We start from the raw sequence: 22526 nt of genomic DNA, 5'->3' as shown, positions 1-22526 counted from the left end.
CCGCTGACATGCCATTTAGATCTTCCGGCCGCCTTAGTATTCCTGATTTCTTGTGCTATATATCCCCGCGAATCCAACAAAAAAGGACCCTGGGAGTAATCCCAGAGTCCGCGCTAGCGTTGTCTCAATTGCTAACCATCTACCATTATATGTAGGTCGGCTTCGCCGGATGATTATAATTTGATGACGTTAGCTGCTTGTGGTCCGCGTGCGCCTTCAACGATGTCAAACTCTACGGATTGACCTTCGTCCAAAGTTTTGAATCCGTCAGCTTGGATTGCGGAGAAGTGTACGAATACGTCGCCGCCTTCAGCAGTTTCGATAAAGCCATAGCCTTTTTCTGCGTTAAACCATTTTACTTTACCTTCCATTGATTAAACATTCCCTTCGTCATCAAATGAACGTGAGTCTTGCTCACAATTCGACTATACCACCGGTCCTTCTCCATTGTCAATTGGAATAGTAAATGATTACTTTCAATATTTTACCATGCCTTAATTAACCTTTATGAAGCGCTTCCGGCAATATTTCCATCAAAAAAGGAGCAGACGTTATATAATACCCGTCTCCTCCTTGGTTGAAACATTCCGTATATTTTATTTTTTCCGGTCCATCAAAATGCTGTCCGGGGTGTAAGCTGATTCGTAGGCGCTGCGCTGCATTTTAGCCTGATTACGGCGCTGCAGCCCATCCAATGCCTCAAGCCGGTGCGCATTCATGCGGGCGATGATGGCGGAATCATGCTCCATGATCCGGGACAATTTTTCCTTTTGTGCAGAGGTTAAAGCGCATTTTTCGACTTCCAGACCGATGGCATCGACAAGCTTCTGGCGTTCTTCGACAAAGTTCTCGAGGGATTCGTAGGGAGCATTGTCCAAGTCAGAAATCATCAGGTTTGTCAGCTGTTCGAGGTTATTGAGAAGTTCATCCATGCTGTAAGTCTTGGCTCGCTACCAGCTTTGCCGCTTCCGCAAAAGTCTGACGTAATTCCTGAAGATAGCCGATAGCTTCTTCTGCTTGTTGCTTGCTTTTCTTAATATTGGATTCAATAAAGAGATAGTTTATATATTCATACATTGCAGCCAGACCATTCGAAACTTCGTATGATCGATCCAAGGTGGCTCGAAGTTCACTGACGATTGCTTGCGCTTTGCCAAAGTTAACACTGGCTTTGTTGTGATCAGCTGTATCAATACCGTCAATTGCTGTTTTGCCAAAGCGGATTGCTCCATCAAATAACATTAGCAGCAATTGAGAAGGACTTGAAGTTTGAATTGATGATTGCCGGTATTTATCGTATGGAGATGAAATCATACCCCTCCACCTTTCACTTCGTTATGATAACATGCTCGTCAGACTACTGGATTGGCTGCTATAATTCGCCATTGCCGTTTCCATTGCCGTGAACTTTTTATAATAAGCCGTCTCCATATCATCTAACTTATCCTGAAGGTCTGAAATTCTTTTAGTATAGTCGGTTAAGCTTTTACCCATAACACTCTCGGAGTTAAACGCAGCAGTAACGTCTGAAGAGTATTTCGAAGTCCCCGCACGAGAAGCAAGACTTTGAATGGATTCATATACTTTATCCGACATCGAACTATACAATCCCTTTGAACCTTGAAAAATACCCGTTACTTGCTGAGGATTAGCTTCTAAGGCAGCTTTCAATTTGTCTTCGTCGATATACAGCTTGCCATTCTCATAATATTGCCCTGTAGTAATCCCGGCTGCACTTAAATCTCCAAGTTTACTGGTAATAATCGAACGCATGGAGGAGATTGTCGATTTTAAGATATCGTCATTTTTCAACAAGCCGCTTTTCGCTTTAGTTTCCCAATTCTCGACATCCGAATCCGACATTTCTTTTTTTTGCTCATCTGTCAAAGGAGTATAATCCTTATAGCGTTCTTCCGTATTCTTGGTTGTAAGCGTGCTGAGCAAGTCGTTATAGGCCGTCACAAAAGCTTTTATTGTTTCTACAGCCTTGGAGGAATCAGTTGTTGTCGTGACCTTGGCAGACGTGGTTGTCGGAGCAAGGAGGGTCAGCGAAACGCCATTCAATTTAAAACTGTTGCTGGCATAATCGATAGTTGACCCGCCATTAACCTGTACCTGGGCTGTTTGATAATCGGTCTTCGTCATGGAAGAACCAAACAACTGTTCAAAAGTATCCGAAGCGGCAGGAGTAGTATCTAATACAACTTTTCCACCTGTAGAATATTCTTTTGAAGAAATAACCAGTTTGCCGGTAGCTTCATCAAATTTGGCAGTTACTTTTGCAGCGTCTGTCTTGTTAATTTGGGTAAGCGCATCTGAGATCGTTGAAGTAGCTGGTATTTTTATGGAATTGCCATTTATTGTGATTTTAAAGTTTCCGTCGCTATCAGGGCTTGTACCGGTATTAATAGCATTCAGCTCGGACAGCGTCGAACTAGAAGTTATTCTGGTGTTTAAGGTCGTATTAACCATTGTTGCTCCGGAAGAAGTCTGGGTTGCCGGCTTCGCCAATCTTAACACCTTAATATTCATTTCAATTCCGTTAGCATCGGCTGTTGCTTCTGCCTTTAATGCTGCTGTATCTCCGCTAACCGTAGAAGACTGCGTATTCATTTGGACAGACGTGTTGAATTTCATTAACTTGTTATTTCTAAAATCAACCAATTTACTGTTAATTTCACGGTAATTATCCCGTTGCCATTGCAGAACCTGTTTCTGTTGATTCAGTTTATCCAATGGAACCCGCTGTGCAGTCATTAGCTGTTTAACGATACTATCAACATCAAGCCCTGAGGAAATACCGCTGATTCTCATTGTAGTCATGGAATTAACACCTCCTCAGTTTACGTTATACCTTTGCATCAACGATAATTCCGGCTACTTCCATTAAGTTCGCAACTAAGTCCAGGGTTTTCTCTGGAGGTACTTCACGAATCAGTTCACCCGTGTCTTTGTTTAATACTTTTACCATTATTGCTTTTGTTTCTTTGTGTATGCTGACTTCAAACGTTGTAGTTGGACCTTCCAATGCTTTAAATGCCCGATCAAGCGCCTTGATAACCTGCTCTTCTCCGGTAGAAACACTCATTCCTTGACGTTCCAAAGTTTTCAGTTCTGTACTGGTGTTGACATTTCCCAGTTCAGAGCTTTGCGTTTCAGATTTTTTAGCACCGGGAAGATTATCTGAACTTGCCACCGGTTTACTATAGTTAGAAGCGGATGAAAGACGAACATCCATACTCAAACCCCCGTTACCTTGATCATTCTTACACTCTTTATCGGTTATCTTTGCCAATTATTTTAGCCGTTCCGATAAAATCTTGCTCGGACGCCATCATGTATGGTTTGAAGGATTGCTGATTTGAAGCATCAGCTCGGCAAGCTTCAGATCAACATATCCATCAATATCAACTGAACGCTCGACAGGCATTAGATACGCGTAACTTCCATCCGTATAAAGGTCCTCCAGCCGCTCAAGAAATTCAGCTTGGACGATATATAAAGCTCCATTTTTCCGATAAAAGGTTGGTAGTTCCTGGCGCCTTACATTATATTCCTTTTTAATAAAATCTTTAAGTGACAGCGTTTCATCCAGCGTATTTGACCATAAAGGGTTATGTTCCATCTCACATACGCTTTCAACAAAATGCGCCTTGTTTCGATCAAAAAGCTCCATTGCAGCACGAATATCCAGGCTGGTTCTAAGCGGTGAAGTGGGCTGGAGCAATGCAATTACCTCATATTCTTTTCCCAGGGAACGGTATTGCTGAAGTGCCTCTTTGACGGCATCCCATGAAGATGAGGCATCCCCTGCATTTTCAACGGATCGGAGAAAAGGAACCTCCGCGCCATATCCAACCGCGATTTGGGCATAATGCGGGCTATCGGTCGATACAAAGACGGTGTCAAAGCATTGGCTGGCAATAGCGGCTTCAATTGTATAGGCAATTAAAGGCTTGTGCAGCAGGGGAAGAATATTTTTATCGGGCAATCCCTTGGAACCGCTTCGTGCAGGGATTATAGCAATCCTACTCATTGCCCCTCTCCTCCTTCACAATCATGGACAAGATCGTAAAACTCTTTGGCAACGCTATGATCATTATTTACCGCTTGATGGATTAGGCTGACTAAAGTCAACGATGTATTTTGCCCTTCATAAGGGTTCACAACATGCTGAAGAGTAGATATAAATTCGGTTGATTCAAGTTTCCGGAGTGCTTCCTTTATCTCCTGTTTATCCGCTTGAACATGAATGACAGATTCTGCGCTGATTCTTCCCCTTTGGCGATTTCCAATGTTGATCGTCCCCACCCTCATGCTGGGGGTCTCAATAATACCGCTAGAAGAGTTACCGATGACTCCGGCAGAAAATTTCATTGCGCTGAGATATTTCAACACGCCCAGAGAGTCCACAACCTTAACCCTTCCAGGTTGATTAGCGGCAAATTGCTCAAGCCTATCATTTAATTCATCACGAAAAGTGTCTGCGTTAGGCCTTGTAAATAACACAGAGTATTTCGGACTTTCTTCCAACGCTTCAAGGAGTGCCTCGAATTGTTCCGACTGGGACATCGTTTCCATGGTTACAGGATGAAAGGTAGCAAGCAAAGTATGGTCCATGGAGAACTGCAATTGTTTCTCCAACTCTTCCTTGGAGAGAAGCGGCGTACCCAGTACATTTTCTACTCCGAGTGCTCCGACGTTAAATACTCTATCCGGACTCTCTCCCATTTGTATAATTCTATGGCGGTAAGCCTCCGTCGAGGTAAAGTGATATCGGCTTAACTTTGAAATGGCATGTCTGAACATCTCATCATAAGCCCCGTATGTAACTTCTCCTCCATATAAATGAGCCACGGGGATTGATAGTACCGCAGCTGCCGAAGCAACGGCAAGGGTTTCGTAACGATCACCCAGTAAAATCAGAAGGTCAGGCCGCAGAAGGTTCAATGCCTCGCCAATTTTGGTAATCGCATTCCCCATAGTCGTTAATATCCCGCTAGGCGTAGCATCCTCAAGAATAGGAATCAAGGCATCGGGCTCGAACCCATCGCCAATGATTTCGTCAACGGTATGGCCGTAGCCCGTTTCCAAATGTGTACCTGTTACGATTAATTGAAAGGATAGTTCCTCCGCCTCTTTCAATTTCAGCATCAAAGGTCGAAGCAATCCGTATTCAGCTCTGGTAGCTGTGACAACGCACACCTTTTTCATTGTTCAATCAACTCATCTTCTTCAAAATCTCTTTTTGCCGACTGGCCCAGCACTTCAAACCATAGCAAAGGTGAAATACCCGTTCCGGGCCTTTTTACAGAAAGGTTATCTTCAGTGAATATTTCACCCTTTTTAATAAACTTTTTCGCTACAATGCTTTTACGTGCTACAGAGAGATTTTTGCGTTCTGAGGTGCTTGGCTCTTTGACCCCGTTCCCCAAGGATTGCTCAATGTGACGTATCGCTGTTACCATGTCGCGTAATTCTTCTGGAGATAAACTTGCCTTATGATCAGGCCCAGGCAATGTTTTATCTAGTGTAAAATGTTTTTCAATGATCTCAGCTCCAAGCGCAACCGCCGCAACTGGCACCTCGATACCAAGCGTATGATCAGAGTATCCGACTTTCAAGCCGAATTTTTCCCGTAATTGAAGCATCGCCAGAAGGTTAACGTCCTTATAAGGAGTCGGGTATTCGGTATTGCAATGAAGAATCGAGATTTCAGGGACTCCATATCGAGCGAGAATATCCACGGCTAGAGAAATTTCCTCCATTGTACTCATACCAGTCGACATTATTACCGGTTTGCGCAGCTTCGCTATCTGTATTAAAAAGGGGAGGTTTGTTATTTCACCCGAAGGAATTTTGTAAAATGGCATCTCCAGTTGCTCTAGAAGTTCTAAACTGTCTTCATCAAACGGCGTGGAAATAAACAAAATCCCTTTTTCTCTGCAGTAGGCCTGAATGCGTCGGAATTGTTCTTCGGAGAACTCCAGCTTCTTTAGCATTTCAAGCTGGCTCTCTTCTGCAGCAGTTTCTCTTTTCTGATATTCAGCTTTTTCCGCAAACCGGCTTACCAGTTTTTCTGCGCGGAAGGTCTGAAATTTAACAACATCGACTCCGGCTACAACCGCAGCATCTACTAATTGATAGGCTCTCTCTATGCTACCGTTATGGTTAACTCCTGCTTCAGCAATAATAAGCACACTCATACCGATCCTGCCTCTCTACACGGATTTCCATATGCCTTTTTCAAATCCGATATATTTCGCACCACGACACTTCCAGCCCCGATCAGAACGTGATGACCCACATGAATTCCTTGAATGATGACAGAGCCGATTCCAACATGGGTGTGATCACCGATTATCGTGTTACCACCCAATATGGCTCCCGGAGCAATGTGACAGAACACTCCAAGCCGACTTTGATGCTCTACTATGGCCCTGGTGTTGATGATCGCCATCCTGTCAATGACCGAACTTGAATTTACAACCGCACCTTTCCCGATATATACACCTTCAGCTATTTTGCAAGCCCTGGCGATAATTGCAGTTGGATCCACGATTGCAGGAAGGGCAAAACCGATAGACTTTGCCTTTAAATACAGCTTTTCGCGGAGTACCGTGCTTCCGACGCTGCCGACCGCGATTGCAGCATGCTCTATGCCTTCTTCGTACAAGCGCGGTAACACCTCGTCTTGTCCTAGAAAGGGGACGCCCATTAATGTATCGCCAGCATTTCCGGAATTATCCGTATATCCAATAACCTCATACTCTTGCAGGCAAAGCAGGGAATCCAAAACACTAAGAGCATGTCCTCCACCGCCAATAAGAACGATGCGCTTCACCTTAAACACCCAGGCTCTTACGCATTTCTTCCAATTCCTCAAGCTGCCCCATATCCAGCCAGCATTTTTCGTTGACCGGGTATACACCTACGTTCTCCCCTGCATTCCGGTAGTGCTCGATAATATCAGGGAACCCCATAGCTTTTCCGTTCTCCATCTCCTCAATAACGCGGGGTTCAACTAAGTACATCCCGGTATTCGTCAGAAACGAGTACTCCGGTTTCTCAACCATTGCTTTAATGGAGCCGCTTGCATCCAAATCGATGACCCCATACGGAATCGTGACATGCTTAAACGCACATACCATTGTAATGACATTGTTTTGTTCTTTATGCTGGCGGTAAATACTCTCGTAATCCGCGTCCACCAGAATATCACAATTCGATAAGAAGAAAGCCTGATCCATTTTTCCTTTAAGTAGCGACAATCCCCCGCCAGTACCAAGAGGCTCGTCCTCGTCAACAAAATGGACATTATAGTTATGATTCAATTCCGAGAAGTAAGATTTTATCATGTTTTTCTTGTGATTGACTATTAGATGAAAATGCTCGCAGCCAACCTTTGTAAAACGGTTAATGATGTGTTCGATGATAGGGTAATCGCCGATTGGGATTAACGGTTTAGGCAAGATTTTAGTATATGGATAAAGCCGGGTTCCAAGTCCGCCTGCCATTATTACAACCGGCAGTTCAATTTTTTTCTGAAGATCAATTTCAACGTCATTAGAAAAAATTAGCGATGTAACGATCCCTTTATCGTTAAGTACAGGTAAAATATTTATGGAATATTGCTGCATAATCTTTTTAGCGGATTCTTTGTCATGCTCCCAAACAAACTTAGGATTATAGTTGGCAATATTCCCGACAGCCGTTTCTAGCGACCCTCCGCTAACGATATGTCTTCTTATATCGCCGTCAGTCACGACTGCTTCAAGCTTACCTTCAGGCGCGATAAGGGCAAGCTGCTTACCGGTAGCATTAAAGATCTGCATGACCTTAAGTATCGGCGTAGACTCTGTAACCAGCAGTTTTGAAAAATCCATCGTAATTCCTCCTTATGCGTTCTTTAAGCAAGCAACTACACGCTGGACTTCCTCAGTCTTTAAATTAGAGCTGCACGGAATATTTAAAATCCGCTCATAATAATATTCGGCTTCTTCAATATTATATTGCTGAAAACATTTGTAGGGCTGCTGTTGATGAATCAATCCCCAGATGGGACGAGTCTGAATATTATTTTTGGAGAAGCGTTCCAATAGCTCAGTCCTCGTCAGTTTAGAATGTTGCGTATTCTCAATAAACAATGAGTAGAACCAATAGTTGGGCCGGATACCGGACCTAAACGGAAGAAGGGACACCCCGTTCACATCTGAAATCTCCTGTTTGTAAACCTCATAGTTCTCGTGTTTGACCGCAATAAAATCCTCAAGTTGCTCCAGCTGCGCAACGCCAAGAGCCGCCTGTAAGTTCGTCATCCTATAGTTATAGCCAATCTCATGGTGAATGAATTGGATCTCATCGTCTTTAGCCTGAGTAGATAAATATTTCGCGTATTGCAGCTGCTGCTTGTTTCGGGCGACCAGCATTCCTCCGCCCCCCGTTGTAATAATTTTATTTCCGTTGAACGAGTACACTCCGAAATGGCCAATTGTACCTGCAAATTTTCCATTATATTTCCCTGCGGTATAATAAGTGCCTAAAGCCTCCGTTGCGTCTTCAATTACTATTAGTCCATATGTCTCAGCAACAAGCATGATTCTCTCCATATCTGCCATATTGCCGAAGACATGTACAACAACTAAAGCTTTAATAGGCCTGTGCGTCTGTTTATTAATTAATACCCCATGCTCCAACATACATTCATTTCTGCAAAAGGCTTCCAACTTGTCTGGATCCAGGCACAATGAGTCATCGCAATCCAGAAAAACGGGCTTTGCTCCCACATAAGTTACTGGATTTACGGCGGCAATAAATGTTAGTGTGGGCACCAGAACCTCATCTTCCGGCCCAACACCCGCAGTCAACAACGATAGATGAAGACCAGCAGTGCCGCTCTGACAGGCCACAGCTGCATCGGCACCTAAATAGGTTGCCATATCTTCCTCAAACCGGTTTATCATACTGCCACCGGTAGATACCCACTCGCTTGTGATAGCTTCCGTGACATATTTCAATTCATTTCCCTTCAGATTAGGAACAGACAAAGGAATAAACTTCTCCAAAGAAACCACCTCTTATAGGTTGTAGATATCCGTTTTATATCTGTCCAGATTTCCCCTCAGGAATGAAATCGTTTCAGCAATTCCATCCTTAAAAGAATACTTGGGCCGCCAATTTGTCAAAGACATAATTTTCTCATTGCTGCCCAGCAAGCGCTCCACTTCGCTTTTCTCCGGCCGAAGCCGCTGCTCGTCACAGATGATGGTGGCTTGCGGATTGATCTGTCCGATAAGCTCATTTGCCAGTTCACCAATTGAAATTTCTTGCTGCGTGGCAATATTGATTTCTTCACCAATGGTCATTTCGCTTTGCGCGATTGCAATAAATCCCGCTGCTGTGTCTTTAACATAATTGAAATCCCGGGTCGGGGATAACGAGCCCAGCTTGATTTCGTTGCTTCCGCTCAGCAGCTGCGTAATTATCGTTGGAATGATGGCTCTGGCCGATTGGCGCGGGCCATACGTATTAAAAGGTCTTACAATGCTGACAGGTAAGCCGAAACTACGGTAGAAGCTCTCCGCGATGCGGTCCGCACCAATTTTGGTAGCCGAATAAGGAGATTGTCCCTGGAAGGGATGAGCCTCATCAATGGGAACATATCGTGCTGTCCCGTATACTTCAGAGGTTGAGGTAACCAATACCCGGCTTGTATTGAAATCCCTTGCAGCCTGCAGCACATTTAAAGTCCCTTTGATATTCGTATCAACGTAGGAATCCGGTGAATGGTAACTGAAGGGAATGGCGATAAGCGCCGCAAGATGATAAACCACGTCGATTCCCTTCATTGCCTCACGGACCCCATTGGGATCGCGGATATCTCCTGCGAAAATTTCGATCTGCGATAGTTTCTCTTTCGGTAACGTATCTAGCCATCCCCAACTGTTGAACGAATTATAGTATACGAAGGCTCGTACTTTATATCCGGCTTCAAGTAAGCTTTCTGTCAGATGGCTTCCGATAAAACCATCGGCGCCTGTTACAAGAACGGTCTGTTTCATGGACATCACCTTCCTGCCACTTTATGAGCAGCACTAGTCTTCCTTTAATAACTCCTGCTGAAGCTCGTTATAAGGGGATTCAATCTGATACCAGCATTGCCGGCATTCATAAATATAACGTCCATAAGCATCCAATGCCTGCTTTCCGCGATCCACCAAATTTGATATCGACCGGATATCATTCGTGGACTTCTGCAGAATCTCCAGGTGTACACGAACCATCGGCAAAATGAAGACTTCATAAAATTTATTAGCTGTAAACTGTTGCAATTTTTTATCAAACTTGGCGAATATTTTTTCCAGTTGGCGCTCGTCGGATACTTCGATAGATTCGCCCATTTTCTTGAATAGTTTGACCATAGCCTCAATGGTATATTGAAAATCAAGATTTGCTTGTTTCATAGTGCGAGCTTGTTTCTGTACACCAGCAATATCGTACGACAACTTGGCCTGCTCCAACCAATTCTCGGCAACGACTCTTCCGGCCATTCTTTCTTCCATGATTTCTTCCAGCGGCTTAAACGGAGCCCCGGCTATACTCGCCCCGCCTTTGGTCGAGTTAAGAACCTCTAGAGAGGAGAACCTCTTGATGTACATCTCCATTTGTTCTCTTGCAGAATTGTGGGATGCATGGGTTGCCACATTTTCCCCATCAGTTCCAGGGACCCAGATCAATTCTGCCTTGGCGGCTTCCGTAAGCTCTGCCGGAATGTCTTTATATACGATTCCTGAAGAATAAATGCGATTATCTCGATACCCAAAGTTTTGACCTACCAATGCTACCGAGCGGCATCCAAGATTACGCATCAGCTCTAGCGTAACTACAGCGATAGAGGGTGCATCGGAGAGGATTTCGTCGTCGTTCAACTGTCCTTTTAGGTAGAAGGGAGATATCGTATCCTGATTGATAAACATGTGCAGTTTTGGACCCGGGTAATCGCGTACAACTTCAAAGCCTACGCTGCTCCCAAAAAACAGGGGAATGCTATCGATGCCTTGTTCCACAATATCCTGAAACACCCGCTGGTTAAGCGGCGTTGGATCATAACTGCAAATGGCGTCCGGCATTATACCTTCACTGATAAGCGCCTTATTCGCGGAGCCAACGGCAAAAATATAAGCCAATCCTTGCTGTTTAATCGTCCGCAGATTTTCAAATTCGTCTTGAAGGGAAGGACCGGCCGCTGCTAGGATCACCGTTGTACCTTCAAAATAGGGCTTCAAATTCCGAACTGCATTCGGAGTCTGCAGAACGGGCCGGAAATTCATTAATGAATTGTATGTCCAACGTTCCTGATAGCTCGCGTTAATTGCCAATGACTGTCTTTTATTTGCGACACCCTGCTTGAATAATTGATGAAATAATTCCGCCTGTTCTTTATAGATTCTTTCATAGGCCGGATAAAAAACTAGCAATGTCTCTTCTTTCACGTTCTTTATAAAATGATCTACATAGATTGGAGTTGAACCAATTCCATCTTCAATGTAGATATTTTTCAGCTGAGAGAGCGGTAAATTATCCAAGCAGCAATGACTAAGGTACGTTTCAAAGATCTCATATCGAGGTTCATAAATGGAGAAGGAGCACTCCGGGTGCTTCATCATAAATGCTTCAATATGATAACCCATGCCCATACCGTAAAAGAAGATATGCTTGGCTGTAATTTCATCGCCAAAGGACTGAACAAATGTCTCTGCTTCCTCCAGAGGATGATATTTGCTATGGACAAAAAATGAACGCTGATCCTGCATGATTTTCAGGGTCGGAACATTTACCGGCGTATCGACGACCTGAACCGTTTCGGTTAGAGGCGAATGTCCTTTATCCATAATGAACTTCCACGTGACTGGGAAAAGCCGCTCTAATATAGCTGCATTTTTAGATAGTATCATGGGAGGCATCCTCATTATCTATTAATGGATTGATCTGTTTTTGAAAGCTTGAAAAGTAGGGGATTAATTCATACTTTAACACGTCTGCGATGAGGACAATGTCTTCATTATTCATCGCTTCCTGCAAGGATCCTAGCACAGCTTCGAGTTCCGTGCGAAGCGGAGTGAACACAGAAGAATCCGCCGCGGCACTCTGATTGTTCTCCATCAGACTCAAAAATTGAAGCATCCATTCCAGCCCTTCTGCAAGCTCCGCAAACGTCTCCCATCCCTGCGCACTGGAGCCTTGAATGATTTGGTTAATGAGCACTTCTACTTCAGGAGTTGCACGTTCCACGTATTGAACGGCCGATATCATATTTTGAGAAAGAGCTTCCTGTAAGGATAAACCAACGACAATTACTTCCTCAATGTCTGATAGATGCGTGCTGAGGTAAGAGTCAATCTCGCTATAAATTTCAAGCCCGTCCGCGACGATGTGGCTAAGGACCATTTGCTTCTGATCAAGCTTCTCTTGTATAACCTCAATTATAGATTCGCTATTTGCAACAACATCCGTGTATACTGCTATTTCTCCGGCAATGATTACCCGCATCGGAGTTCCTCCTTCTATACCTGGTTTCATTCATTATCTATTATATCGACATCAAATGACATAATGATTATCAAAATCCGCCTAAAAATAGAAAAAGACTACCCGCCAGCAGTTAAGCTGCTGACAGATAGTCTTTAAAATCTTGAATCTTAACGGAGCAATTGAAGCACGCCTTGCGGTTGTTGGTTGGCTTGAGCAAGCATAGCTTGCGCAGCTTGCGCCAGGATGCTGTTCTTGGACTGGCTCATCATTTCTTTCGCCATGTCCACGTCACGGATACGGGATTCCGCGGAAGTCAGGTTCTCCGAGGAAGTATCCAGGTTGTTGATGGTGTGTTCCAAACGGTTTTGGAAAGCACCCAGTTTAGAACGTTCCGAGGATACCGTCGAGATTGCAGTATCGATTGCAGTGATCGCTGCAGATGCGCCGGAATACGTGGATACATTCAACGAGTATTCAGCAGTTGTGCTGTTTGTTCCGTCTGTAACGGTCTTCGTGGAAGTAAATCCAGTGCCACCGGTTGCGCTGGAAATACCCAGTTTCACCGACGTCATGTCATTGATGTCTACAGAGAAGCTTTGCGATTGGTTGGCACCGATTTGCAGGGTTACGGATTGATCTTTGCCGTTGTCCCCGGAAGATTTAATACCCGAAGATTGAACACCGCTACCGCCTGCAGTAAGCTTCACTTGACCAGAAGCGGCCACATGACCCAGTGTTTTGTTAGTAATAACTACTGCACTGCCACTTACGGAAGCTGTATAGGAAGCACTCAATGTTGCATTAGCGTTGATCGCATTAGCAATTTTGGCAGCACCCGAAGCAGCAGAAGTACCGGAAGCAATTGTCAATCCGGACAATGTAGTAGAACCAACTTTGACATTAGTGATACCGGATGCGCCAGCTGCCTTAATCGTAAACGCGCTAGCAGCAGCAGTAGCTCCTGCAGTAGCGGATTTACCACCATTCAACAGCTTTTGGTTATTGAATTCTGTTGTGTTGCCGATACGGTTGATTTCCGAAGTCAGTTGGTTCATTTCCTTCTGGATTTCGCCGCGGTCGGTAGAAGTATTTGTATCATTGGCGGATTGAACGGAAAGTTCACGCATACGTTGCAGGATGCTGTGAGTTTCGCTCAACGCGCCTTCGGCTGTTTGAATCAAAGAGATACCGTCTTGAGCATTGCGGCTCGCTTGATCCAGACCGCGGATTTGAGCGCGCATTTTTTCGGAGATTGCCAGGCCTGCAGCGTCATCGCCGGCACGGTTGATGCGAAGTCCGGAAGACAGTTTTTCAATGTTCTTGCTTTGTGCGTTTGTGTTGTTGTTCAACTGGCGAGACGTGTTCAGCGCAGTGATATTGTGATTGATAATCATTGTGGAATTTCCTCCCTGAAATAAGTTTTACCACATCCATGTGGTTACGCTACCGTTAAGGTCGGCCGCCCCTCCGGTTAGCGTCTTATTATATATATCGTCCAGTTTGTCCCATTGTTTATAGCCTAGATGATAAATTCAGAAAAAAATTATTGTCCTGCCTTTAACCTCTCCATCAATGCCGCCAGGTTCACTTGCGTTGGAGCAACTGCAGACTCCTTGTTGGCTTCTTTAATGGACAGATAAACCTCCTGCCGGAAAATATCGATATGCTTGGGCGCTTTAATGCCGACCTTTACTGTGTCCCCTTCTACACTCAAAATGGTCAATTCGATCTGATCCTGAATGATGATGGACTCTCCTTTTTTTCGGGACAAGACAAGCATCTTATTCACCCTCCTTTTTAATCCGGGCCATATCTGGCGCCCAAAGCGGATGTCTGGCTTGATATGCGGATGTATGCAATACGGTTTGCTTTCCGGTTTTTGTGATCGGATTCAGTACCACCGGGGCCAGCAGATTCAATGTAGACTGATCCACAGGTTCACGTAATGTAACAATGCTCCGGACGATCACAGAATCCTGAATCTTCAATTCATCTATATCACTCTGGGGAAGCTCAAATTCATATTCCGGATGAAAAACAAACGGATCACAAATTAAGAATGAAAGGGCATCGTTCTTTAACGAACATAAGTACGAGAATGGACCCTCCTCGAAATGAATCAAAGCAAATTCAGTTTCCTCCTCGAATCCTGGAATCCCCTTGGGAAAGTTGTATACCTGATCCTCACTGATTTCCAGTGTTCCCCATGCAGATGTTTCTATAAGCATTGCTTACACTCCTTTGCGTTCATCTTGTAATCTCTTAGATAACATACATTAACAAAAAAGCTATAGAAGGCTTGTGAACAACCATCTACAGCTTTTCATATTACATGCGTGTGTCAATTTCCGGCGGGATAAAGCTTAGCGAGGCCTTCTGACGCAAATATATATCCAGACTTCCAGGCTGATATTCAATATCCGGCTGATGGGTCTGCACTTGAATATGGACTTCGGCGGGGCGATACTCAATGCTCGGTGCCACTGCTTGAATATCAATATCCACATTATCGAAAGAAGCGACGCCGCGAATATCGGGGAGCGATTCTATCTGCCAGTCGGTTCCGTAAACCTCTGCTATAGTGTTGCCAGGTTTGAAAAATTCCGCCATACGGTCTCCCTGCTCAACACGTTTTGCTATACCTTGAAGCCAAATTTCTTGAACACCTGAATATATTCTCTGACTCATCTCCGGATAAGTTCCGCCTGTGTAGGCCGCCCTTGCCGCCGACTGATCAATATGGACTTCAGGCCCGGGAGAGTGGACAGTAAGTTCGCCAGGGGTAGTATTAATTTGCATATCGGCCGGCGGCTGTGAAATCGATAAGGTTGCAGATGTGGAATCCATTCCGATAAGCGCATAGGTTTGACGGATCTGAACGAGAGGCTGGATCACTTCATCGTCTCCTCCACATTAGTTTATAAAATCCACCAGTGAAGTCTGAATAATTTTGGAGCCGACCGATAGGGAGGCGTTATAGATATTTTCTTGGATCTTCGATTGCATTACTAATTCGGCATAATCACTATCTTCCGTTTTGGACTGCAGATCGGTTAGATTGACCTCAAGATCGCTTAACCGGTTCTCCATTAATTCAATACGGTTTGTTTTCGCGCCGACATTTGCCTGAATCGCTTCCATTTTACTCATACGGGTGTCAATGTTCCCAAGTTGATTCGATAGCTCCGTTGTTTTTCCCGCGGCTAAAGCAGCAGAGATATTATCCAGCACCTTGAAGATATTATCCGCTTCGTCTCCGCCAAACACTTCATTCCCGGTAATATTAATAGGAAGCTGGACGCTGTCTCCTACCGTATAATTGATTAACCCGCTATCCGTAGTTACAAGCGCAGCGCCCGAAGTGTCCAGCGTTCCGTCAGGGCCTGTCGGAAAATCATACGGTTTCTTGTCATACTGCTGGCCGTTAAAAATATATTTTCCGTTAAATTGGCTATTTGCAATATCGAGCAACTGGGACTTTAATTGTTTGACCTCTTCATTTATGCTGTCCAAAGCCGTTTGGTTATTCGTACCGTTTGCGCCGTCGACGGTCAACTCTCTCAAACGTTGGATAACATCCCCAGCCTCTGTCAAAACCGTATCGTTAAAATCAAGCCATGAAGTTGCCGCATCCACATTCTCCTGATACTGCGAGTTAGCGGATAGTTCGGCACGATAACGAAGGGAGTACGTGATTCCTACCGGATCATCAGAGGGCTTATTTATTTTACGGCCTGTGCTGAGCTGAAGTTGCGTATCATTCATGGTACGCGCATTACGGTTCAAATTCAGCAGTAGCTGCGAGTTCATCATATTTGAAGTGACTCTTAACATCAGCTAGTCCTCCTTGCTTATCTGCCTACCGTTCCGGTAGAGTTAATTAGTTTATCAAGCATTTCATCATAAGTCGTCATAAACCGGGCCGCGGCGCTGTAAGCATGCTGGAATACCAGCATATTGGACATTTCTTCATCGAGCGAGACGCCGCTTACCGATTGCCTGCGGGAATCCACTTGTTGGACCAGATAGTCCGAATTCTCCGTTTGCCGCGTTGCTTCTTGGGATTGGATCCCCAACTGTCCAACCAGCGTTTTATAAAAAGCACTAGCGGTTCCTTGAATGCCTGTAGATGGAGAAGTAAACGTATTAATCTGCTGATTGGCGAGCAGCAAAGCAAGGGCGTTATTGCCCTTGACCACCGTTTCCGAACCGCCTGTTCCTGTGGTTCGCAATGACGTTGCGATCAGATTGGTATCTTCTGCAATTAACGGGTTAAGCGTAATATTACCTGCTGTAATAGTTGAACCGTCACCAGAAACAGTAAACAATGGCTTTCCAGGGTCTAAAGTTCCGTCCATCGTATAACCCAATTGGTGAAGTCCATTTAAACCCTTTACCGTAACCTTAGCATCTGCAGTAAGGGTAGCTCCTCCAGGCAACGCTGTACCGGCCGTTACCGTTGCTGTTGTTCCGTCCGCTTTTTTAATGGTGACGTCGCTGCTTAAAACAGTGCCTTCCGGCAAGACGGAGCCATTAGGCAAAGTAACCTCAATGTCCCCATTTGCAATCGTATTAGCAATATTGTCAAGCTGTGCTTTATAGTCGGTCACATAGTTCGACTTTGAGGATAGCATTCCATACACTTCGCCCGATTTCAAATCACCGGAAGCAAAAGCGGAAGTCAGGAAGGAGCTGTCCACGGTTGCCGGATCGCCATTAGGAGTTACAAGAGCCTGCCCGCTCATAGAAATGCTGTAACCGTAGTCGGTATCAACCACGCTGATATTCATAATTTTAGAAAGCTTATCCGTCAACAAATCGCGCTGGTCACGCAAATCGTTAGCTTTATCGCCCATGCTTTCGATCTTGAAGATCGAGGCATTTAGATCAGTGATGGAGGAGAGGTAACCTTGGACTTCCGTCGCTTTCACTGCAATATTGGAAGACAGATCGTTATCAAGGTTGTCCAACTGTTTGCTCATGTAATTGAGCGCATCGGTCAGAGATTGAGTCGTTTGAGCCACAATTTTCCGCGAGGTGCTGTCTTCGGGATTTTTGCTCAGATCTGACCAGGCTTGCCAGAAATTATTGAGAACCGTGCTAAGGCCCGTATCAGAAGGCTCATTAAAAATCGCTTCCAGCTTGTCCAGCGTGTCGGATTGAATGGTCCAATTGCCGAGCGAGGCGTTCTCCCCGCGGTACTGGTCATCCAAAAACGTTTCTCTGATGCGGTCAATGGAGCCGAATTCAACGCCGGTGCCCAGCTGTCCAGGGACCGTGGAATTACTGAATCCGTAAGCTTCGATTGGAGAAGAAGCTTTCATATTCACCCGCTGGCGGGTGTAGCCTTCGGTGTTCGCATTGGCGATGTTATGTCCGGTGGTGTTAAGCGCAGCGGTCTGGGTAAACAAACTGCGTCTTGCCGTCTCAATTGAATGAAATGTGGATGTCATCTTAAAGGTTCCTCCTTGTAAATACTACGGCAAAACATCACGCCAGCGCGTACTGCTTATCCTCGGGTATCAAAAAGTCCCGGACGATAGGCATTGCCGCCCTTATCGGCCGGATGATGGTACGTAATATCCTGGTTCGGTCTGCCGACCAAAAGTTCAAGGGAATAATCTATAAAAGCAAGCGACTGCTCAATCAGTTTCTGGTTCAGCTCATTGGCTTTCTTTAGCTCGGATAGCGTTCCGGAAAGTTTGTTCTGAACTTGCAGCAGACGCGATTTGTCATCGGGATCAAAAACAAGACGGGATAGCTCCGAAAGATTCAGGCTCAGGTTGGATCGAATCCCTACTCCTTGCAAAAAGGAATAAACCGCCTGCGAGCGTTGTTCTTCAAGCTGCCCGACCATCTTCATCAGCTTGGATTCACGATTCATAAGGTCGATCAGACTGTCGACATCGTTATCCATAATGGCTTGCTTCTTGACAGCGGCCAGATCAAGCATCTGAATATGCACGTCATCCAGCCGCTCCAGCAATTCAAGTAAATTTATCAATGGCATGGGTGGTTTCACCTAATTCTCGGAGGATTGCTTGAAGTAAGGGGCGAGTGTTTCTGCGAGTTTGGCGGCGTCGATTTTGTAAGTACCTGCGGAAACCTGTTGTTTCAGGTCAGCGATTTTCTCGGAACGAGCAGCGTCTGTCTCACTGCTCTTCTGCGCTTGCAGCAGCTTGATTGCTTCGTCAGATATGGAGACCTCATCCTTGCGCGAGCTCTTCTTCACTTGATCCTGACGCTGCGATTCTGCGCTCCGTTGATACGGATTGATCGGATTAATTCGTCCAGTCTCATTGATTTTCATAACTTTACACCTCCCAATACAAATAAAAAGCCGATAATCTTTACTAAGTTTATCGGCCCATGATGAATCATATTTTATAGCTGCACATGCTTTTTCAAAATATTAGTTGCGGAACTTATCCACTGCCCGGTATGCAGCATCATTGGTTTTAGGCGTTTTTTGCGCTTCCTCGCTCTGCTTGGCCGCGGTATTCAAGTCTTTGACCAGACGGCCACGGCAGTTGTCGCACATATGTCCCTCGCGAATAAGCGTACCGCACACTTCGCACGGATACATCATATTCGGAGCATTGGCGATCGAGATACGGCCCTCGCGGATAAAGCGGGTAATCTCCTTTATTGGAATCTCCGTTGCATCTGATAATTCCTGTATATTGGCGCCTCTGTTCTCACGCAGGTATTTGACACAAGTCTCATATTGATGCTCCAGCTCTTTCAAACAAGGCTGGCACAATTCCATCACATTCTTAACATACAACCGGCCGCACCGGGGACAATTATCCACGTTCATAGTTTGCACAATCTCCTCTCTTGCCATTCCTCGAAGCCTAACAATTTGTTATGTTCCTAGATTACATGATCACCATGGTTTCGTCTATCTTTATACGGCATCAAGATTGGATTTTTACCCAAAAAGCTTAAGAACGGGCTAAGGTTAGACTATAGATGCTCACTGGATATCCGATTCCCCGGCTCCAGGAATCAATGGCAGCGGCACAGGCCCGTAACGTACTCCCCGTCGTATAAATATCATCAATGATAATTATTCTTAGGGGGGGCGTTGGCGTTTCCTGCTTTTGCACGAGAAAAGCAAATTCCGCCGCTACCTTCAGATCAGAGGTAAAGGCAAAGGCGTGCTTCATATCATTCAATCGTTCAGCCCGGCTCTTGAAGCTCTGCTTGGCCGTGTGGTGTGTACGGACTAATAGCGGAAGCTGGGGAATGCCATACCGAATGCTCAGTTGATCCGCCAATTGCTCGGCTTGATTAAAGCCGCGCTCCCGCAGCCGGGATTCGCTGACAGGAACGGGGACAAGAAGATCCCCTTGCCAAGCCGGGGCGTGGCGGGGGTGAAGCCGACTAGGGATGATTTCCGCATGTTTTTGATGCAACGTTGTTATATTCGGAGAAGAAATTTTTATGGGGAAGGTTGAAGCTGACGATTGATTATTGAAGGAATGGAGGTGTGCCATTTCCAGGCACATCATGGAATAGGCTCTATCCATCATCATTCCGAAAAGCCCGATTAAATGTTCATCCCCGCGGTATTTATAGCGGCCCAGCAGCTCGCGCATAACTTCGCTGTAGGTAACGGCGCTACGGTTGAGAATAAGCAGTCCCGGGTCCGCAAAACTGCGGTTGCAATCCGGGCAGCCGACAGGCCGGCCGCATTTCAAGCAGCGCGGCGTGCGTATCCATGGAATCGAAGCGGCACATTTCAGGCAAAGACCCTCTGCCTCCTTCGATCGGACGCCTTTCCTCCCGCACAACCGGCACCACTGCAAATCCGGCCCCAGCAGCGAGTTCAAACTTTGCCGCCAATTCGCAAAAAGCTTCATTTCGGCGCCTCCCTGACGAAATATCCTTGTTTCCGGGCGATGGCATTCATGCTGCGAATCTGCCGAATGGCGCTCCGCTGTGCCCCCGTAAACCGCGGAGCGAAAAAGGCAACCAACCCGTTCGGGTCGGTCTTGGAACGGCCGGCTCTTCCGGCCATCTGGATCAGCGAGGCCTCGTCAAATTGCTGGTCATCGGCATCGAGAATATACACATCGCTGCGCGGGACGGTAACCCCCCGCTCCAGAATCGTGGTGGTCACCAGAAGCGTGATCTCTCTGGCGCGGAAGGCGGCAACTTTCTCGGTCCGCTGCGGATCGCGGGAAGAAGTCCCCTCAATGGCCACCCCGGGCAGCGCCGTCTTCAGCAGCCGCAGCAATCCTTCAATCTGCGAGATTCGCGCCACAAACAGAAAAATCTGCGCATCGCGGCGGATCGATTTCATCAGCTGCTTGGTCAAGACATTCGAAAGCCGGCCTTGCGCAAGAAGAGTACGGACAGCCGGCAGCGTAAAGCGGAGCGGAACCGGAAGCCTCTGACCGTGAAAACGTACCGGAACTTTGGCATGCGGGAGTTTACCGCGGGCGGCCTCGCGCTGCAGTCCTTTTGGCGGGGTTGCCGACAGCAGGAGGAATGCCCCGTCCGGTTTGCATGCTTCCTCGGCGGCATAAGCCAGCATAGGGTCGCCGTGATAGGGGAAGGCATCCAGTTCATCCAGAATGACTAGATCAAAGCTGCGATAAAAACGCATCAGCTGATGCGTCGTCGCCAGCGTGATCTGGCTTTGCTCCCAGCGCTCCGCGCTCCCGCCGTACAAAACGGCGAGCGTATGCGCAGGGAACGCTTTGCGCAGCCGCGGAGCGAGCTCCAGGACGACGTCGCGCCGCGGCGTCGCCACCAGGGCCCGCCCTCCGGCAGCGAGGGCGGCTTCCAGCAGCGGGAAAGTGATCTCCGTCTTTCCCGCGCCCGTGACCGCCCAGAGCAGGAACTTCTCTGGGCGGCTGTTGTTGGCGGAGCGCTGCGCCAGCTCTGCCAGGAACCCCAGCGCAGCCCCGGCGGCTCCCGCCTGGGCCGCGCTAAGCCCCCACCGGCGTGCCGCCACGGTGGGGCCGCCTCCGGCCGTGCAAGCCACGGCCGGCAGGGCCGCGCTGCGTACCAGCAGCGCGCAGGCCCGGCTGCGCCCGAGCGCGAGGCAGGCCTCGCAGTAGGCGCAGCCCGCCAGGCCGCACGCCGCGCAGGGCGTGCGGGCAGTGGTTCCGCTGCCGCAGCGCAGGCAGCGGAACCCGGCGCGGCTGGCGGCAGCGCCGCGCCAGAGCAGCGGCGGCAGGCGAAGCGCCGCCGCGCGCAACAGCCGGGGAGCCGCAGCGAGCGCTCCCCGGGCCTTGCCGCCGCGGGCAACGCGCCCGCGGCCCTTCTTCCGGCCTGAGCCCGGCCGGAAACCACTTGCGGCGGAAGACCCCGCCGCCGCTTCCAGCATCAGCCGCCCCTGCAGATAGGCGAGCTGAACAATGGAGAGCCACTCGCCCAGGCACTCCGGAGCCTGCTCCGCCAGCAAAGCCTCAAGCTCCGGCACGAGCAGCGAGCGGCCGCCGAGCGCCGCGGACAGTGTATCGCTGAGCGCTGCCAGCCGACTAAGCTGCATCTGCTTCTCATGTCCAGGCATTAATTCCGTTCCAAAAAGCATGTGATCCTTCCATTCCCGCTCATCTCCGTACGACCCTTCACCTCCTGAAACCACGCCGCTCTTGATTTTCTGCCTGGCCGTCCATTCCTTTTCCAGTTCCTTCCGCAGTATCCGGCGTATATAGCCTTTCCAGTCGGATAGTCCCCACCTATGCATGCCATCTTCAGAGCTAAAGCCTCTCTCCAGCTTCACCGCCCAGCCCAGCGGCAGAGCACCAGCTAGCCGCAGCATGCAGGCCATGTCTGTCGGCCCTTTCTCCTCGCACTCCGTCACCCTCTGCCTCCACCACAGCTTGTCCACCTGAATATCCAGCGAAATCTTGATTTGCCATTCTTTTTTCCAGCAGACTGCATATACCGCCACCTTCATTTCGGCACCCCCTTCTTAATTCGCATGCAAAAAAGCACACTCCTCCGTTTATGGAGAGAGTGTGCTTCACCCGTAT

The 22526-nt window shown here is 47.1% G+C and carries 25 protein-coding genes; all 25 read right to left on the bottom strand.

The annotated features are described in order from the left end of the window. Window positions 1–173: 173 nt before the first annotated feature. The 25 genes from BMW84_RS16845 to BMW84_RS16725 all read right to left on the bottom strand — a co-directional run bounded on the left by BMW84_RS16845 (window position 174) and on the right by BMW84_RS16725 (window position 22450). Entirely contained in the window at window positions 174–371 is a 198-nt protein-coding gene (locus tag BMW84_RS16845; protein ID WP_091070404.1) for a cold shock domain-containing protein, read from the bottom strand. A 225-nt stretch (window positions 372–596) separates the two neighbouring features. After that, complete coding sequence (locus BMW84_RS16840) at window positions 597–932, bottom strand: flagellar protein FliT (RefSeq protein WP_091070402.1); 336 nt, start codon at window positions 930–932, stop codon at window positions 597–599. Next, complete coding sequence (gene fliS / locus BMW84_RS16835) at window positions 925–1314, bottom strand: flagellar export chaperone FliS (RefSeq protein ID WP_091070400.1); 390 nt, start codon at window positions 1312–1314, stop codon at window positions 925–927. The genes BMW84_RS16840 and fliS overlap by 8 nt, the downstream gene beginning before the upstream one ends. A 21-nt stretch (window positions 1315–1335) precedes the next feature. Continuing rightward, window positions 1336–2823, bottom strand: coding sequence for a flagellar filament capping protein FliD (fliD, locus tag BMW84_RS16830; RefSeq protein ID WP_254773024.1), 1488 nt, complete (start codon window positions 2821–2823; stop codon window positions 1336–1338). Window positions 2824–2848: 25 nt separating this feature from the next. Continuing rightward, window positions 2849–3238, bottom strand: coding sequence for a flagellar protein FlaG (locus tag BMW84_RS16825; RefSeq protein WP_091070398.1), 390 nt, complete (start codon window positions 3236–3238; stop codon window positions 2849–2851). Between the two features lie 96 nt (window positions 3239–3334). Continuing rightward, the gene (locus BMW84_RS16820) at window positions 3335–4036 is read right to left on the bottom strand and encodes an acylneuraminate cytidylyltransferase family protein (RefSeq protein WP_091070396.1); all 702 of its coding nucleotides are present in this window, start codon (window positions 4034–4036) and stop codon (window positions 3335–3337) included. Continuing rightward, window positions 4033–5214: a UDP-N-acetylglucosamine 2-epimerase gene (neuC, locus tag BMW84_RS16815; protein ID WP_091070395.1), complete on the bottom strand. Its 1182-nt coding sequence runs from the start codon at window positions 5212–5214 to the stop codon at window positions 4033–4035. The genes BMW84_RS16820 and neuC overlap by 4 nt, the downstream gene beginning before the upstream one ends. Then, window positions 5211–6206: an N-acetylneuraminate synthase gene (gene neuB, locus BMW84_RS16810; protein WP_091070393.1), complete on the bottom strand. Its 996-nt coding sequence runs from the start codon at window positions 6204–6206 to the stop codon at window positions 5211–5213. Before neuB ends, neuC begins: the two co-directional genes overlap by 4 nt. Next, on the bottom strand, window positions 6203–6844 hold the full coding sequence (locus tag BMW84_RS16805) for an acetyltransferase (protein WP_091070568.1): 642 nt from the start codon (window positions 6842–6844) through the stop codon (window positions 6203–6205). Before BMW84_RS16805 ends, neuB begins: the two co-directional genes overlap by 4 nt. 1 nt (window position 6845) lies before the next feature. After that, on the bottom strand, window positions 6846–7886 hold the full coding sequence (locus BMW84_RS16800; RefSeq protein ID WP_091070392.1) for a sugar phosphate nucleotidyltransferase: 1041 nt from the start codon (window positions 7884–7886) through the stop codon (window positions 6846–6848). A 12-nt stretch (window positions 7887–7898) separates the two neighbouring features. Continuing rightward, window positions 7899–9065, bottom strand: a complete 1167-nt coding sequence (locus BMW84_RS16795; protein ID WP_091070389.1) for a LegC family aminotransferase — start codon at window positions 9063–9065, stop codon at window positions 7899–7901. Between the two features lie 12 nt (window positions 9066–9077). Beyond that, window positions 9078–10067, bottom strand: coding sequence for an NAD-dependent 4,6-dehydratase LegB (locus BMW84_RS16790; protein WP_217646137.1), 990 nt, complete (start codon window positions 10065–10067; stop codon window positions 9078–9080). Window positions 10068–10094: 27 nt separating this feature from the next. Continuing rightward, window positions 10095–11891 (bottom strand): motility associated factor glycosyltransferase family protein, encoded by a 1797-nt coding sequence (locus BMW84_RS16785; RefSeq protein WP_175498847.1) that lies wholly within the window; start codon window positions 11889–11891, stop codon window positions 10095–10097. 49 nt (window positions 11892–11940) lie between these two features. Continuing rightward, on the bottom strand, window positions 11941–12549 hold the full coding sequence (locus BMW84_RS16780) for a DUF8042 domain-containing protein (RefSeq protein WP_091070385.1): 609 nt from the start codon (window positions 12547–12549) through the stop codon (window positions 11941–11943). 149 nt (window positions 12550–12698) lie between these two features. Then, on the bottom strand, window positions 12699–13925 hold the full coding sequence (locus tag BMW84_RS16775) for a flagellin N-terminal helical domain-containing protein (protein ID WP_091070384.1): 1227 nt from the start codon (window positions 13923–13925) through the stop codon (window positions 12699–12701). Window positions 13926–14074: 149 nt separating this feature from the next. After that, a complete protein-coding gene (csrA, locus tag BMW84_RS16770) occupies window positions 14075–14311 on the bottom strand; it encodes a carbon storage regulator CsrA (RefSeq protein ID WP_091070382.1) in 237 nt (78 codons plus the stop codon). A 1-nt stretch (window position 14312) separates the two neighbouring features. Next, window positions 14313–14759, bottom strand: a complete 447-nt coding sequence (fliW, locus tag BMW84_RS16765) for a flagellar assembly protein FliW (RefSeq protein ID WP_091070380.1) — start codon at window positions 14757–14759, stop codon at window positions 14313–14315. A 100-nt stretch (window positions 14760–14859) separates the two neighbouring features. Then, window positions 14860–15426 (bottom strand): DUF6470 family protein, encoded by a 567-nt coding sequence (locus BMW84_RS16760; protein ID WP_091070378.1) that lies wholly within the window; start codon window positions 15424–15426, stop codon window positions 14860–14862. An 18-nt stretch (window positions 15427–15444) separates the two neighbouring features. Then, a complete protein-coding gene (gene flgL / locus BMW84_RS16755; RefSeq protein ID WP_091070377.1) occupies window positions 15445–16365 on the bottom strand; it encodes a flagellar hook-associated protein FlgL in 921 nt (306 codons plus the stop codon). Between the two features lie 17 nt (window positions 16366–16382). Further along, the gene (flgK, locus tag BMW84_RS16750; protein ID WP_091070375.1) at window positions 16383–17984 is read right to left on the bottom strand and encodes a flagellar hook-associated protein FlgK; all 1602 of its coding nucleotides are present in this window, start codon (window positions 17982–17984) and stop codon (window positions 16383–16385) included. Window positions 17985–18040: 56 nt separating this feature from the next. After that, window positions 18041–18541, bottom strand: coding sequence for a flagellar protein FlgN (locus tag BMW84_RS16745; protein ID WP_091070373.1), 501 nt, complete (start codon window positions 18539–18541; stop codon window positions 18041–18043). A gap of 12 nt (window positions 18542–18553) precedes the next feature. Next, window positions 18554–18841 (bottom strand): flagellar biosynthesis anti-sigma factor FlgM, encoded by a 288-nt coding sequence (gene flgM / locus BMW84_RS16740; protein ID WP_091070372.1) that lies wholly within the window; start codon window positions 18839–18841, stop codon window positions 18554–18556. A gap of 102 nt (window positions 18842–18943) precedes the next feature. Continuing rightward, window positions 18944–19351 carry a TIGR03826 family flagellar region protein gene (locus BMW84_RS16735; protein WP_091070370.1) on the bottom strand — a complete coding sequence of 136 codons (408 nt, stop codon included), beginning with the start codon at window positions 19349–19351 and terminating at the stop codon, window positions 18944–18946. 127 nt (window positions 19352–19478) lie between these two features. Then, window positions 19479–20399, bottom strand: coding sequence for a ComF family protein (locus BMW84_RS16730; RefSeq protein WP_091070369.1), 921 nt, complete (start codon window positions 20397–20399; stop codon window positions 19479–19481). Beyond that, a complete protein-coding gene (locus BMW84_RS16725) occupies window positions 20396–22450 on the bottom strand; it encodes a helicase-related protein (RefSeq protein WP_091070367.1) in 2055 nt (684 codons plus the stop codon). The genes BMW84_RS16730 and BMW84_RS16725 overlap by 4 nt, the downstream gene beginning before the upstream one ends. Window positions 22451–22526: the final 76 nt, after the last annotated feature.

Origin of the sequence: Paenibacillus sp. NFR01, from assembly GCF_900111565.1 — a bacterium.
In the GTDB taxonomy this organism is placed as follows: domain Bacteria; phylum Bacillota; class Bacilli; order Paenibacillales; family Paenibacillaceae; genus Paenibacillus_AQ.
This window is presented reverse-complemented; position numbering and strand designations above follow the sequence as displayed.